The sequence below is a fragment of the Arsenicicoccus sp. UBA7492 genome (assembly GCF_002479615.1).
Taxonomy (GTDB): domain Bacteria; phylum Actinomycetota; class Actinomycetes; order Actinomycetales; family Dermatophilaceae; genus Arsenicicoccus; species Arsenicicoccus bolidensis.
In genome coordinates, this window is the sequence record NZ_DLOE01000041.1 from 16,022 (window position 1) to 29,721 (window position 13,700).

Annotated in this window: 14 protein-coding genes; 4 read left to right on the forward strand and 10 right to left on the reverse strand. The window is 73.6% G+C overall.

Going from position 1 to position 13,700, the window contains the following annotated elements:
• Positions 1-59: 59 nt before the first annotated feature.
• The 9 genes from B4E97_RS11960 to B4E97_RS12000 form a co-directional block, all read right to left on the reverse strand.
• Complete coding sequence (locus B4E97_RS11960; RefSeq protein ID WP_019285593.1) at positions 60-956, reverse strand: hypothetical protein; 897 nt, start codon at positions 954-956, stop codon at positions 60-62.
• A 107-nt stretch (positions 957-1,063) separates the two neighbouring features.
• On the reverse strand, positions 1,064-1,570 hold the full coding sequence (locus B4E97_RS11965) for a hypothetical protein (protein WP_286960005.1): 507 nt from the start codon (positions 1,568-1,570) through the stop codon (positions 1,064-1,066).
• Positions 1,571-1,618: 48 nt separating this feature from the next.
• Positions 1,619-3,208 (reverse strand): CapA family protein, encoded by a 1,590-nt coding sequence (locus B4E97_RS11970; protein WP_286960006.1) that lies wholly within the window; start codon positions 3,206-3,208, stop codon positions 1,619-1,621.
• The gene (locus B4E97_RS11975; RefSeq protein ID WP_286960007.1) at positions 3,205-5,184 is read right to left on the reverse strand and encodes a poly-gamma-glutamate biosynthesis protein PgsC/CapC; all 1,980 of its coding nucleotides are present in this window, start codon (positions 5,182-5,184) and stop codon (positions 3,205-3,207) included. The genes B4E97_RS11970 and B4E97_RS11975 overlap by 4 nt, the downstream gene beginning before the upstream one ends.
• Before the next feature lie 18 nt (positions 5,185-5,202).
• Positions 5,203-5,481: a hypothetical protein gene (locus tag B4E97_RS11980; RefSeq protein ID WP_286960008.1), complete on the reverse strand. Its 279-nt coding sequence runs from the start codon at positions 5,479-5,481 to the stop codon at positions 5,203-5,205.
• Between the two features lie 51 nt (positions 5,482-5,532).
• A complete protein-coding gene (locus B4E97_RS11985; protein ID WP_286960009.1) occupies positions 5,533-6,390 on the reverse strand; it encodes a hypothetical protein in 858 nt (285 codons plus the stop codon).
• Positions 6,362-6,511 carry a hypothetical protein gene (locus B4E97_RS11990; protein WP_019284199.1) on the reverse strand — a complete coding sequence of 50 codons (150 nt, stop codon included), beginning with the start codon at positions 6,509-6,511 and terminating at the stop codon, positions 6,362-6,364. Before B4E97_RS11990 ends, B4E97_RS11985 begins: the two co-directional genes overlap by 29 nt.
• 321 nt (positions 6,512-6,832) lie before the next feature.
• Positions 6,833-8,128: a C39 family peptidase gene (locus B4E97_RS11995; protein WP_286960011.1), complete on the reverse strand. Its 1,296-nt coding sequence runs from the start codon at positions 8,126-8,128 to the stop codon at positions 6,833-6,835.
• Positions 8,129-8,268: 140 nt separating this feature from the next.
• Entirely contained in the window at positions 8,269-9,594 is a 1,326-nt protein-coding gene (locus tag B4E97_RS12000; RefSeq protein ID WP_286960012.1) for an APC family permease, read from the reverse strand.
• 112 nt (positions 9,595-9,706) lie between these two features.
• On the opposite strand from B4E97_RS12000, the gene B4E97_RS12005 reads away from it, so the two are divergent.
• From B4E97_RS12005 to B4E97_RS12020, 4 genes are all read left to right on the forward strand, one after another.
• Positions 9,707-10,291 carry a DUF2243 domain-containing protein gene (locus B4E97_RS12005; RefSeq protein WP_286960013.1) on the forward strand — a complete coding sequence of 195 codons (585 nt, stop codon included), beginning with the start codon at positions 9,707-9,709 and terminating at the stop codon, positions 10,289-10,291.
• On the forward strand, positions 10,288-11,103 hold the full coding sequence (locus tag B4E97_RS12010; protein WP_286960014.1) for a cytochrome c oxidase assembly protein: 816 nt from the start codon (positions 10,288-10,290) through the stop codon (positions 11,101-11,103). The genes B4E97_RS12005 and B4E97_RS12010 overlap by 4 nt, the downstream gene beginning before the upstream one ends.
• A gap of 67 nt (positions 11,104-11,170) precedes the next feature.
• Positions 11,171-11,398, forward strand: a complete 228-nt coding sequence (locus tag B4E97_RS12015) for a hypothetical protein (RefSeq protein ID WP_239265191.1) — start codon at positions 11,171-11,173, stop codon at positions 11,396-11,398.
• Positions 11,391-12,296, forward strand: a complete 906-nt coding sequence (locus tag B4E97_RS12020) for an oxygenase MpaB family protein (RefSeq protein ID WP_286960015.1) — start codon at positions 11,391-11,393, stop codon at positions 12,294-12,296. Before B4E97_RS12015 ends, B4E97_RS12020 begins: the two co-directional genes overlap by 8 nt.
• A gap of 187 nt (positions 12,297-12,483) precedes the next feature.
• Here B4E97_RS12020 and galK read toward each other — a convergent pair whose 3' ends face one another.
• Entirely contained in the window at positions 12,484-13,656 is a 1,173-nt protein-coding gene (gene galK / locus B4E97_RS12025; protein ID WP_029212065.1) for a galactokinase, read from the reverse strand.
• Positions 13,657-13,700 lie beyond the last annotated feature (44 nt).

Below are 13,700 nucleotides of genomic sequence, written 5' to 3' on the forward strand. Positions count from 1 at the left end.
CCCCGATCTGTCGCCTCTCGACGTGGGGGAAGGGCAGGGGCCGGGCGGGTCAGCAGGTGTCAGCCGAGCCCTGTGGCGATGGCCTGCGCCGCGCGCGAGCGCAGCGCGGGGTCCGCTCGGACGGACCGCTCCAGCTCGACGTGCACGAAGTCAGCACCGACCGCCCGGGCGTGCTGCCCCTGGACGTTGGTGCGGGCGGCGAGGTCGGCGCACGTGGTCCCGTCATACACGCAGGTGCTGATGCCCTGGGACTCCAGCTCGCGGGCCACCCGCGTCGCGGTGGCGCCGGGCGTCGCGGTGCCGCTCGACACCACCGCGTCCGGATAGCCGGGGTGCCGGCGACGCGTGAACCCGTGGATCTGGACGACCACCCAGTCCTTGCGCACGAGCAGCATGTCGGTGCCGGCAAAGGCGGCGTCGGGTGCGTGGGCGACGTCCGCGTCGTCGCCGGCGCCGCGATCGGCCCCGGCCATGAGCAGGTAGCGCGCCGTCGAGCGGGCGTAGACGTCGGCGCCGATCTGGTCGGTCCAGGCGTCCGAGCGGGGGTGGGGAACCTCGATGGTGACCGGGCGGCTGCCCTGCTCGGGCCGGGCGACGTAGAGCCCGTCACCCGTCGTGGGCGTGCCCTGGGGCACGAGGGCGGCGACCCGCTGGTCCTTCCCGTCCAGGCGGAGCCCCGTCACGGCATACCCCTCGGGCACCCCCGGAGGACTCGCGAGGCTCGAGGGTCCCGGTCGCGCGGCCACCTGCGGCAGCTGCGCGGTCGCCTCGGCGATGGCCCTGGCCCGGGCCGGGTCCGTCGGGCCGGTGCTCGCGGGGGCGCGGTCCTGCACCGAGATGACGACGTCGACCAGCCGCTCCACCGAACCGCCGTCACCCTGGCCCGGCGTGCGGGCAGGCGAGGGCGCGGGCGCGGGCTGGGTGCAGGCCGCGGCGGCGGCCACGAGTGCTCCCACGGTCGTCAGGCGCAGGGCTCGGGGGGTGCCCCGACCCGACCCGTGGGGCCGACCCGACCCGTGGGGCCGACCCGACCCGTGGCGCCCGTCGGACGCAGGTGCCACCGTCACGGGCGCTCCGTCTCCTCGGTCCTGGAGAGGCTCGGCTCCGTCGCGCCGGCGAGGGCCGTGACGGGGCTGCTCGTCGCCCGCAGCACCGTGGGTTCGGTGGCGGCGGTCGGGGTGACCTGCTGCAGGGTGACGGCGGTGGCGCGCTCGGCGAGGACCGTGTCGAAGCGGGCGCTCGAGCCGCCCTCCTCGCCCCAGCGCACGAGGGACACGTCGTCGACGGCGAGGCGCGACCCGCGCACCGAGCTCTCGGGCGGCAGGAGGCGCAGCGCCGGCTGGACGAAGGTCGTGCCCGCGGGCGCCGTGACGTCGACGCGCACCTGCCGGCAGTCGTCGGCGTCGGAGCTGCTGGGCGGCACGGTCACCTCCGTCGTGGCGCTCGAGGGGCCTTCGGCTCCTGCATACCACGCGAGGGTGGCGCGCGACCCGGGGGAGGCGTGCCGCACCGCCGCGACGAAGGTCAGCCGTTGGCCGGCCTTGACCGGGATGCGGTGCTCTGGCGTCACGAAGGCGTCCTGGGTGCTGAGCGGGCTGCGGACCAGCTCGACGCCGTGCTAGGCCACCGCCTCGCTCGGCGTCGGTGCGCAGGCCGCGGCGTTGGTGCGGCGGGTGTTGGCGCCGAGGGTCCACAGCGCCGGCCCGCTGCCGCTGCGGGCGTCGGCCTCGAAGCGCCCGCTCCCGAAGAGCAGGTCGCTGCCCGCGAGGATGCCGTCAGGCCGGCCGGCGAGCTGCCAGCCCGGCGCCAGCGAGGTCGGCACGCCGGGGGTGAGCTGGACCGCGCGAGGCCTGGGCTCCAGCAGGGCGGAGCCGATGGTCGTGCCGGTGGCGTCGGCGTTGGCGGTCGTCGCGACGGAGCCGGCCGCGATGCGGCCGACCGCGTCCGCCAGGGCGGTGGTGGCCGGGCGCGGGGCGTAGCGGTCGATGACGAGCGGGTCGGCCTGCGTGTGGACGGGCCGACCGTCGTGCAGGTCGACGCGCACCAGGTAGGTCGGGAAGGTCGACCACAGGTCCTGGTCGAAGAGCAGGTTGCCGAGGCTCTCCGCGACGACCGCGCCGGACTGGGTGGTCAGCCCGCCGACGACGTGCGGGTGGCCGTTCATGACGGCGGTGGCGCCGGCCTCGGCGGCCACCTGGGTCAGTCGTCGTATGACGGGCCGCTGCTGGCGCTCGTACTCCACGGCGCCATGGATCATCACGACGACGTCGTGACCCGTGGCGCGCTGCCGCTCGACGGTGCGGCGCAGGCGGCCCTCGGAGCACCGGGCGGCGCCGCCGGAGCTGCCCTGGGCGACGTACGGGTGGGACGAGGGCAGCCCGTCGACCGTGGTGCAGCCGACGTAGGCGACCGTGCGACCGCGGACCGGCACCTCGAGCGGCGTCCACGCCTCGTCCTCGGTCCGCCCCGCGCCGAAGTGGCGCACACCGGCGTCGTCGAGGGCCGTGAGGGTGCTGGCGATCCCGGCCGCCCCACCGTCGTTGACGTGGTTGTTGGCGAGGGACACGACGTCCACGCCCGCGTCGCGCAGGGCCTGCGCGGTCTTGGTGCTGCTCGCGAAGGCGATCTCCTTGGTCGGGTTGAAGCCGTCGGGCCGCTTGGCGCCCTCGGGCCAGTAGAGCTTGGCGACCAGGGGCGTCTCGAGGTTGACCGCGGTGAGGTCGGCGTCCTGCAGGAGTGGGGTGATGCCGTCGAGCAGCCGGCGGTGGTCCTCGACCGTGGAGGCCTCGGTCAGGAGCGCGGGCCCGGAGGCGCTGGGCTCGTAGAACCGCCGGCCCATCATGACGTCGCCGCCGAATCTCAGCGTGACGGTGTCGAACCCGCTGGCGGGCAGGACGGCGCGGGAGGCCTCCGCGGCGTGCAGGCGCAGGGTCCGCTCGCCGTGCCCGGACGCCTCGACGTGGGCGTAGCCGTCGCGGGACAGCGGCACGGCCGCCCGCCCGGCGGCGTCGGTGGTGGCCGACCCCTCGTCGGTGCGGACCCGGGCGCCGGCCAGCGGGGTCCCGCGGTCGTCGACGACGTCGACCGACACGGTGGGGCCGGTCGGGCCGGGGGCCGGAGCCTGCTCGTGGACGAGGCCGAGGGTGCCGGCCACGACGAGGGAGGCGGCGACGACGGGCCCGCCCCAGCGGGTGAGGTGGGTGCTCACAGCCAACCTCCTGCGGTGGCGATCGCGGCGGTCAGGGTGGCTCCGGCATACACGCCGGTGGCGGTGAGCCCGGTGCCCCAGACGGTGCGCTCCCAGCCCTGGCGCTGCACGTCGTTGGCGATGAGGGAGGGGACCATGATCGTGGCGGCGGTGAGGCCGCGCCACGGCACGAAGTCGCCGTGGCTGAGCCAGGTCATGGTGATCTCGGTGGCCCAGGCGACGACCGAACCCACGAGGAGCATCGCAGACAGCTTGCGCCGGCCGAACAGCAGCAGCCGCGGCATGAGGACGTGGACGACGACCGCCCACGTGACCAGGGCGACGACGGCGGTGACGAGCAGGTCGGACCAGCGTGGCCCGACGAGGGCGAGGTAGGCGCCCGTGATGAACCCGCCGGAGCGGAGCCCGAGCTTGGAGTAGACCGCCATGCCGACGAGCACGCTCATGGCCACGGCATACAGCAGCAGCTCGCGGGGGTCGCCGAGGACCGAGGCGAGGTGCTGGGGCTGGTCGACGTTGGAGCCGGGGGCGATCGCGAGGACCGCGGAGGCGAGCCAGGCGACGACGCCGAGCGAGCAGGCGGTGGCGATGACGACGCCGACGGTGCGGCCGGGCTTCTGGCGGGCCATGTCGTGGGCGAGGATCCCGGGGACGAGGAAGCCGATGCCGGTGATGCCGAGCAGCATCGGGTCCAGCCGTCCGCCGAGGTGCGCGAGCCCGGTGGTGACCATGATCAGGGCGAGCCCGACCAGCACCTCGATCTCGAACTTCCTGCGGCCGTAGAGGATCCGGCGGCGGCCGATCACCTTGTTGACGATGAGGTAGGTCAGGTAGCCGAGGGCGATGGTCACGATCACGGCGATGGGCCGGCTGAGGGCCAGCGAGAGGTAGGCGGGGACGATCGCCCCGCCCGTGGTCAGCTGGATCCGCTCGTAGACGAGCATGCTGACGACGACGCCCGCGAGGATCGTGAGGCGAACGACCTCGGGGGTGAAGGAGTACTCAGGCACGCAGGGCCTCCGCGCGGCGGGTGTGGCTGATGCCGGACACGATCCGCTGACGTCCGAGCGGCGCGCGGGCGAGCAGCGGGCCTCGGCGATCTCGTCGTCCTGCGCGTCGCCGAGCAGGTGCGCGAAGTGCTCGATGAGCAGCTCGGCCTGGTCGGTGTGGATGTTGACCATGCCGACGAGCACGCCGTCGCGGCCGGGCACGAGGTCGACGATCGTCTGCAGGATCTGGTCGAGCGACGGCTGGACGGTCTCGCCGAGCTGGTGGATGCGCTCGCGGCCGTAGCCGCGCTCGACCATGGTGGCGGTCACCGTCTCCTCGTAGGCCCCGAAGGTGATGACGTGGTCGAGGAACTCGTCCAGGTCGTCGGGGACCATGTGGGAGAACAGCTCGGCGCGCCGGCCGCGGTCGTGGCGGTTGTTGAGGATGCCGATGACGGGGGCGTCCGGCGGGAACTGCGCCTGGAGGTTCTGGAAGGTGAGGATCACGCTCTCGCGGTCGTTGGCCGCGAACAGCGGGACCCACAGGATGCGCTTGCCGAGGATGTCGTAGGTCCGCAGCCGCACGACACCCACGTCCGGCACCGACTTCCACATGCCGCGGATCGCCACCTCGCGCGGGATGTCCAGCAGCCGCGCGACGGTGAGGCCGATGGCGACGTTGTCGCGGAACTGCAGGTAGTCGAAGCCCCGCATGTCCTCGTCGGTGACCTCGGCGGGGTCGGCATACATCAGGGTGCTGCCACGACGAGCCGCGTTGACCGCCAACCGGTCTCGCAGGTGCTGGCGGCCCTCGCCGGTGACCAGGATGCCGCCGGTGGGGATGGTCGCGGACAGCGAGTCGGCGATCTCCTCGAGGGTCTCGCCCATCTCCTCCTGGTGGTCCTCGCGCACGTTGGTGATGACCGTGATGTCGGAGCGGACCATGAACTCCTGGGAGTACTGCTGGTAGAGCGGGCGCACGGCCATGCACTCGATGACCAGCGCCTAGACGTCGCGCTGGACGTGCTCGGCGACGACGTCGATCTGCTCGTTGATGGTGGCTGCGCCGCGGCGGGCGATGGGCGTCTCGTGGCCGTTGGGGGCGATGACGCGGGCGGCCGAGCCGGTCGTCTTGGCCACCGTGACGTAGCCGCCCTCGCGCAGGACGCCCGCGAGCAGCCGCGTGACGGTGGACTTGCCGCGGATCCCGTTGACGTGCAGCCGGACGTCGAGCTGGTCGAGGCGGCGGCGGAGGGCCTGGGTGGCGCTGCGCCAGTAGGTCATGATGCGCGATGCAGAGCAGCAGCAGCACCCCGACGCCGACGAGCGAGCGGGTCATCGCACGACCTCCGCCGGCTGCTCGTCGCGCAGGGCCGCACGGGCCTCGTCGAGCAGGTCCGAAGCGGTCGTATGCCGACCCGCCAGCTCCACGACGGCGCACCGCACGGTGGCGACGGACCCGACCTCGACGGCACCCCCACGCCCGCGGTCGCGGACGGACAGCGCGGGGGCCTCCTGCACGAGGAGCCCGGCCAGAGCAGCGGCCCCCCGCTCGTCGGTCTCGGGGAGGACGGCCGCCACGCTGCCGGCGTCGAGCGCGAACGGTGCGTCCGAGCGGCGGAGGCGGTGCTCGACGAGGCGGGCGACGGCGCGGCGGGTCGCCTGCAGCAGCGCCTCGTCCACGTCGGCGGAGCGGGGCTCGACCTCCAGGGCGACGACGGCCAGCGGGCGGTCGTGGCGGCGGGCGCGGGCGATCTCCTCGTCGGCGCGCAGCTCGGCGACGTCGGCGGGGAGCAGGCCGAGGGAGGCCAGGGCCGGCTGCACGTCGGCGGGGCGGCCCCGCTCGAGGGCCCGCCGGTGGGCGCGGGCGGAGGCGCCGAGCAGGCCGGCGACCCAGCCGAGCACGACGAGGGCGCCGACGATCATGACGAGGGCGGTGAAGTGGGCGTTGTCCCAGGTGCCGAGGCGCTGGATCGTGACGACGCCGGCCGCGGCGGTGGCCACGCCGACCCCGAGCCCGAGGAAGCCGTCGGTGAGGAGCCCGGCGACGACGGTGACCACGACCAGCCCGACGAGGACCGGCCTGGCGGCCCCCGACTGGGACATGACGGCGGCGCTGGCGGCCGCGGCGGTGACCGCGAGCAGGGCCGCGCCCGTGTGGAGCTCAGTCCAGCGGTGCTGCGTCGGTGCCACGTGCGGCCTCCTTCGGGGCGAAGCGGAGGCGGGCGAGGGCGTAGGCGGCGGCGAAGACGGCGCCGGCGCCGACGGCGTGCAGCAGCAGGCCGGCGGCGGGGCCGTCGAGGGGGAGGGGCATGAGGACTCCGGGCGAGCGGGCAGGGGCATGCGTCAGCCCGGACCTTGAGGGGCCCGGGCTGGCGTCTATGGCGTATGGACTAGAGAGTATGACGCTGCGTCACACCCACAGGTTATTTGAAGGATCAATGATCCAGTCGGCCCTTGTCCTGCGCGTACAGCAACCATTGGTCACGGCTCGCGATTCATTCCACGCCCCGCCCGGACCTACCTCAGGTAGGCACGTCCGCCTGGGTTCGCACGCCAGGCGAGTGTGACTACCTGAGGTAGGTACATCCGCCTGGGTTGGCACGCCAGGCGAGTGTGACTACCCGAGGTAGGTTCACCAGTTGCGCTGCGTCAGAGCCGTCGGCAGGGCCTTCCAGGTCGGTCGCATCACGTAGGTCGTGCCGCCGGAGCGGGCCCACGCGTTCTCGAGCTGCGCGCGGTTGTAGGTCTTGCGGACGTAGGCGTTGGACGCCCGCATCCCCGACGCCGGGTCGTTGACCACGACGTTGCCCGCCGAGTCGAAGCCGACGATCACCATCAGGTGCCCGTTGGTCCCGAACCCCGCGCCCGACAGCTGCGAGCTGGTGAACGACGTCGAGATCGCCAGCGGGATGCCCGCCTTGATGAAGCGCTCGGCCTCGTTCAGCGACCGCAACCGCGTGACGAACGCGTCCAGGCCCCGGGTTCCGGCATACGCGGTGTTGAAGGCCCAGTTGCCCGAGCCGTTGTAGCCGTAGTCGAAGACCTTGGCGACGGCATGGTCGACCTGCGGGTTGGCGTGGGGCTTGGGGTTGACCCAGGCGACCTCGGTGCTGGTGGGGCCGGCCTTCCAGTAGTCGAGGATCATCGCCGTCGACGTGCCCGAGCACCAGGCCTCGCCTCCGCCGTTGAGGGACGGGTAGTGGCCGGTGTGCACCATCTGGCTGTAGGTCGGCACGCCGAGGACGACGCCGCGGGCCACGCCGACCGGGCTCACCGGGACGCTGATCGTCGAGCCGGTGGGGATGGCCGAGGACATGACGTTGGCGGCGGTGACGGTGGGCGTCGCGGTCCAGCCGGCGGGGCGATAGAGGGTCACCCGCAGCCGCCAGCTCTTGAACGCGTAGCCCGCCTTGGCGCGCAGCGTGTCCGTCGCGACGGTGGCGTAGGCGTCGGACTGACCGTTCACGGTCGTGCGGTAGGGGGAGCCGGGCTGGATGTCGGACCAGCGCCCGAGCGAGAACCATGCGGTGGTGGCGCCGCTGGTGGTGATCGCCTGCACCCAGACGGAGATCCAGGTGCCGCCCGGCGTGATGGCCCGCCACGAGGGGATGACCTGCGTCATCGCGAACTCCGGCGTGTACCACCCGGTCGTCCACGTGCCGTGGTCGTAGGTCCGCGTGGTGCGCGGGCCGTAGGGGTCGGTGTAGGTCGTGCGCCCCTGCGGGCTGCCCATGACGATGTAGCCGTTGGTGTAGCGGGTGCCCGTGTGGTAGCCGCCGCTGAGGGCGGAGCCGAGGCAGCGCCAGAGGCGGACGTTGCGGGCGGCGGCGGCCTGAGCCGTCGGGATGCCGAGGGGGAGGGCGAGGGTCGCGGCGGCCGCACCGGCACCGCCGAGCAGGGCCCGACGTGAGGGGGAGAAGTCGGTCATGGAGGGACTGTATGACGCAGAGTCATCATCCGTTACGCAAAGTGTTGAACGTTCACCCGCCGGCGGCAGGTGCATCGACCGGTCTTGGTTCCCCAGGCTGATGCCTTTGCCCGCGGCGGGTCAGGCGGGCGTCATCGGGGTCAGGCGGGGGTACGGCGGCGCCAGGCGGCGATCCCGGCCAGCAGCGCACCCACCGCGAGGAACGGCAGTCCGTAGCGCCAGGTCTCGGCATTCACGCGCGTCGCCAGCAGCAGGCACGAGAGCAGTCCGAGCACGGGCAGGACCAGTGGCGCGCGGAAGTGGCGCTGCGAGACCTCGTCGCGACGCAGCACGAGCACCGCGAGGTTCACGGCGGAGAAGACCACGAGCAGCAGCAGGACCATGGTGCTGGCCAGCACCTCGATCGTGCCCGTCAGCGCGAGCAGCAGCGACAGCGCCGTGGTGGCCAGGATGGCGACCCACGGGGTGCGCCGCTGCGGCAGCACCCGCTCGAGCGCCGAGGGCAGCAGGCCGTCGCGAGCCATGCCATAGGCGAGTCGCGAGGACATGATGCCGGTGAGCAGGGCACCGTTGGCGACGGCGACGAGCGCGATGACCGAGAACAGCACCGGGGGTATGCCGCCCGCCGCCTTCACGATCTCCAGCAGGGGAGCGCTCGAGGACGCCAGCTGGTCGGTGGGCACGATCGCGCTGGCGGCGACGCCGACGCCGGCATAGACCAGCCCCGCGACCACGAGGGCTCCGAACAACGCCCGCGGGTAGGACCGGGCGGGGTCCTTGGTCTCCTCGGCGACGTTCGCGCTGGTCTCGAAGCCGGCGTAGGCGTAGAACGCCAGCACGCTGCCCGCCAGGACGGCGCTGATCGGGCCGTGCTCCGCCGTGCCGAGCTGCGTGAGCCGGCTGAGGTCGCCGTCGCCGCGCGCGATGACGACGATGCCGAGGATCACGATGAGCACGAGGCCGCCGACCTCGATGATCGTGGCGACGGCGTTGGCGCCCATCGACTCGGAGATCCCACGCGCGTTGAGCGCCGCCAGCAGGGCGAGGAAGACGACCACGACGCCCGCCGTCGGCAGCGTCACGAAGGCCCGGAGGTAGTCGCCCGCGAAGCCCAGCGCCAGCGCGCCGACCGAGACGATGCCGGCCGCGAGCATGCAGAAGCCGACCAGGAAGCCGACGAACGGTCCGAACGCGCGCGTGGCGTAGTGCGACGAGCCGCCCGCACGTGGGTACTTCGTGGCGAGCTCGGCGTAGGACGCGGCGGTGAGCAGCGCCAGCAGCAGGGCCACCACCAGCGGCACCCACACAGCGCCTCCCGCGGTGCCGGCGATCTCGCCGGCGAGGACGTAGACGCCCGCCCCCAGCACGTCGCCGAGGATGAACAGGAACAGGCCGGTCGTCGTGACGGCGCGGCGCAGCGTGGGGGTCCCCGAGGACGTGGTCTCGGGGGCGTTCTGGGTGTGCATGCGGTCACGGTACGACCTGGCGCGGGCCGTGGGCGGCTTGGCGGTCGATGGGTCCTGGCGAGCGGCGTCGCGCAAGCGCCCGCGGGCTCGTTCGGCGCCCTAGCGTGGTCGCATGGCAGCGTCCAGCGACCCGCTCTCGCCCGGATCTTCGGAGCCGCGGAGCATCACCCTGCCCGGCATCCTCCTCGGTGTGGGCCTCGGCGGCTTCGTCGACGGTATCCTCCTGCACCAGGTGCTGCAGTGGCACCACATGCTGACCAACGCGTCGACGGCCAACATCCCCATCGGCGACTACCCGGCCACCACGGTGCACGGGCTGCAGATGAACACGCTGTGGGACGGCCTGTTCCACACCTTCACCTGGCTCTGCGTCCTGGCCGGGCTGGGGATCCTCTACGCGCGGATCACGCACGACCACCGCCGGGCCTGGGCCTCCCGTGTGCTCTGGGGCTGGATCCTGGCGGGGTGGGGGCTCTTCAACCTCGTCGAGGGCATCGTCGACCACCACGTCCTGGGGATCCATCACGTCGTCAGCGGCCCCCACCAGACACTGGCGGACCTCGCCTTCCTGGGGCTGGGCGCTCTCCTGGTCCTCGGCGGCTGGCTCCTGCAGCGGTCGGCTCGGCCGGGCGTCGTGGCTGACGGCGCGGTGGTCATCGGCCGGGAGGGCTCACCCGGCGACCGAGGCCCGCGGTGATCCTTGCTCATGGCGGTGCCGCCTCCACCGGTGGGCCGGAGGCCTTCCTGCCCGCCGTCGTCCTGGCTCTCACCGCTGCTGCTGCGGGGTCGTATGCCGTGCTGGCCCGCCGCCAGGCGCGCCGGCACGGGTCCTGGATCGGCTGGCGCACGGTGAGCTTCGTCACCGGGGCAGGCCTGCTCGGGATGGCGCTGTCCCCGTTCCCGGCCGGCGATTTCCGGGGGCACATGCTGCAGCACCTGCTGATCGGGATGTACGCACCGCTGCTGCTGGTCATGGGTGCCCCTGCCACGTTGCTGCTGCGCACGCTGCCGCCACGGCACGGGCGGGTGCTCGGACGGCTGCTGCACGTGGCGCCGCTGCGCGTCGTCACCCACCCGGTCACGGCCCTCGTGCTCAACCTCGGCGGGCTCCTCGTCCTGTACCTCACCCCCCTCTACGTCGCCACCACCCAGCGTCCTGTCCTGCACCACCTCGTGCACCTGCACTTCCTTGTCGCCGGGTATGTCTTCGCCCACGCCATCGCCGGCCCTGACCCGGCCCCGCGTCGACCATCCGTCACCGCCAGGCTGGTCGTCCTCGGGGTGGCTGTCACCGGGCACGCGGTGCTGTCCCAGCTGCTGTATGCCGGAGCTCTCGTCCAGGTGCCCGTCTCGGCGGTCGAGCTGCGGGGCGCGGGGGAGCTCATGTACTACGGCGGGGACATCGCCGAGCTCCTGCTGGCGCTCGCGATGCTGACCACGTGGCGCCGGCCCAGAGCCGCCGGCCGGCGTCATCTCGCTGCGGGGCGGCAGGCGACCGCACAATGGTGAGCACCGGGGCCCCCCACCGGCGCGCACCTCGCCGCCGCGACCGGCCCCTCTGTCGAGAGGCACCGACATGAGCGACACGACCGGCCAGCGCGCGGCGAACGACGAGGACCGACGCGACGAGGCTCGACGCGACGAGGCTCGACGCGACGAGCGGGTGGAGGGCGCCGACGGCACGGCCGGCGACGGCGGGGGCGAGGTGTCCGAGACCGGTCTCGGCGGCACGGCTCCCGACGGTGGCGCGGACGCGGTTCCGAGCGAGCACACCACCCCCGGCCAGGACGGAGCCGATGTCTGAGCACGGGGCCGACCCAGCGCCCGCAGCGCCCACCTCGCTGCCTAGGCCCTTGTCCAGCGCGCTGTCCCTGCCCCGATCTCTGCAGCGTCGCATCGGCGAGGCCGTGCGGGAGAAGGTCGCCGGCGCCGACGCCGTGGCCGCCCACGACCGCATCTGGGGCACGCCCGGCGAGCGGTGGTTCACCGAGGACGACCCGATCTGGCGCGTGCACGGTGACGCGTCGATGTTCGCCGCCGGGATCACGGCGCTGCTGCTCCAGTCCCTGCACCCCTCCGCCATGGCCGGGGTCGCGGGGCACAGCGGCTATCGCGGCGACCCGTGGGGGCGGCTGCAGCGCACCAGCCACTACCTGGCGACCACGACCTTCGGCACGATCGAGCACGCGGAGCAGGCCATCGCCACCGTCCGCAGCGTGCACGAGCGCGTCCGGGGCAAGGACGACCTCGGCTGGCCCTATCGCGCGAGCGATCCGCACCTCCTGCGTTGGGTGCACGTCGCCGAGGTCTGGTCCTTCCTGACCGGGCACCAGCGCCACGGTTCGCGGCCCCTCACCCCGGCCGAGGCCGACACCTATGTCGCCCAGACCGCCATCCCCGCCGCCCGCCTCGGGGCCGGGGACCTGCCGGCGACCGTCCGCGAGCTCGAGGAGGCGTTGGCCGGCTACCGGCCCGAGCTGCGGGTGACTCCTGCTGCCCGGGACGCCGCCGACTTCCTGCTGCGCGAGCCGCCGCTGCCGCGTCCGGCGCGTCCCGGCTATCAGCTGCTGGCGCGAGGCGCGGTCGACCTGCTGCCGGGGTGGGCCCGCGACGAGCTGGGCCTCGCCCGCCCCGCGCTCGCAGCCCCCGCCGGTGCAGTGGGCACCCGGCTCGTCCGCTGGGGCCTCAGCGCCGTTGGCTGACCCGCCCCGCCCTCTCGCCCCGCACCCCCACCAGCCCCGCACCCGCACTCGCACCCGACGCCATTGCTCACCAATCACGTCCCAGCGGCCCTTATGAACGATCCAAAACGTCACTGGTGACCAATGGAGTCGGGGTGCGGGCGGTGCGGGCGGTCTGCGACCACTCTGGCTCACCCCAGCGACAAGATCAGGCGAGGCGCTCGGCCGGAGCCGCCGCCGTGGCCACGAAGTGCTGCGGCGCGCCCAGCCCCGCCTCGGCGAAGGCCCGCGCCACCGCGGCCGCCACCTGGTCACCGGTCCCGCGGCGCACCAGGGCGATCGCGGAGCCGCCGAACCCGCCGCCCGTCATACGCGCTCCCAGGGCACCCTCGGCGCGGGCGGTGTCGGCGACCAGGTCGAGCTCGGTCCCCGTGACCTCGTAGTCGTGGCGCAGCGACTCGTGGGACGCGTCGAACAGCCGCCCCACCTCGGCGAAGTCGCCGGCCGAGAGCGCCTCCACGCAGTCGCGGACCCGCTGGATCTCGGTGACCACGTGCCGCACCCGACGGCGCTGCACCTCGTCGTCCAGCCGGGACAGCGTCGACTCCAGCTCGGAGGACGCGATCTCGCGCAGCGACACGATCCCCAGCGCCTCGGCGGCGGCCTCGCAGGCGCTGCGGCGCTCGCCGTACTGGCCGTCCGTCAGGGCATGCGTGGCGCGGGTGTCGACGACGAGCAGCTCGAGGTCGTGCGCGTCGAGGTCGAAGGGCACCAGGCGCGTCGACCCGTCGCGGCAGTCGAGCAGCAGCGCGTGGCCCTCGGCGCAGCGCATCGCGGCGGCCTGGTCGAGCCCGCCGGTGGGGGCCTCGGCGATGACGTTCTCGGCGCGCATGCACACCTCGGCGAGCCGTGATCGGCCCTCGTCGGAGTCGAGCAGCCCGAGGCCGAAGAGGTCCGAGGCGGCGGCCCCCACGCAGCCCTCGAGCGCCGCCGAGGAGGACAGGCCCGCCCCGATCGGCACGTCGGAGGCCACGGCGACGTCCAGGCCGTGCACCTCGTGACCCGCGTCCCGCAGCGCCCACAGCACCCCGGCCGCATAGGACGCCCACCCGCCCGGCGTGCCGGCGGCGACGTCGGAGAGCTCCACCTCCGCGCGGCTGTCCGGTATGTCGGCGGACACCAGCACGAGCCGGTCGTCGTCACGCCGTCGGGCTGCGGCATACGCGCGGTGGGGCAGGGCGATGGGCAGGCACAGGCCGTCGTTGTAGTCGGTGTGCTCGCCGATGAGGTTGACGCGTCCGGGGGCCGCCCAGACCCCGGACGGCTCGGCCCCGAAGGTCTCGCGGAAGGTCTCCTCGGCGCGGTCGCGTGCGCTGGTCACGGTGTTCTCCTCACGGTGCGATCGCACGGTGCGATCCTCATGGG

Bases quoted from the DNA above. Each gene is read 5' to 3' on its own strand.
- B4E97_RS11975 (WP_286960007.1), bottom strand. From the start codon at position 5,184: ATGGCCGTGCGCCCGCTCTACCAGCAGTACTCCCAGGAGTTCATGGTC.
- B4E97_RS11980 (WP_286960008.1), bottom strand. From the start codon at position 5,481: ATGACCTACTGGCGCAGCGCCACCCAGGCCCTCCGCCGCCGCCTCGAC.
- B4E97_RS11990 (WP_019284199.1), bottom strand. From the start codon at position 6,511: ATGCCCCTCCCCCTCGACGGCCCCGCCGCCGGCCTGCTGCTGCACGCC.
- B4E97_RS11995 (WP_286960011.1), bottom strand. From the start codon at position 8,128: ATGACCGACTTCTCCCCCTCACGTCGGGCCCTGCTCGGCGGTGCCGGT.
- B4E97_RS12000 (WP_286960012.1), bottom strand. From the start codon at position 9,594: ATGCACACCCAGAACGCCCCCGAGACCACGTCCTCGGGGACCCCCACG.
- B4E97_RS12005 (WP_286960013.1), top strand. From the start codon at position 9,707: ATGGCAGCGTCCAGCGACCCGCTCTCGCCCGGATCTTCGGAGCCGCGG.
- B4E97_RS12015 (WP_239265191.1), top strand. From the start codon at position 11,171: ATGAGCGACACGACCGGCCAGCGCGCGGCGAACGACGAGGACCGACGC.
- B4E97_RS12020 (WP_286960015.1), top strand. From the start codon at position 11,391: ATGTCTGAGCACGGGGCCGACCCAGCGCCCGCAGCGCCCACCTCGCTG.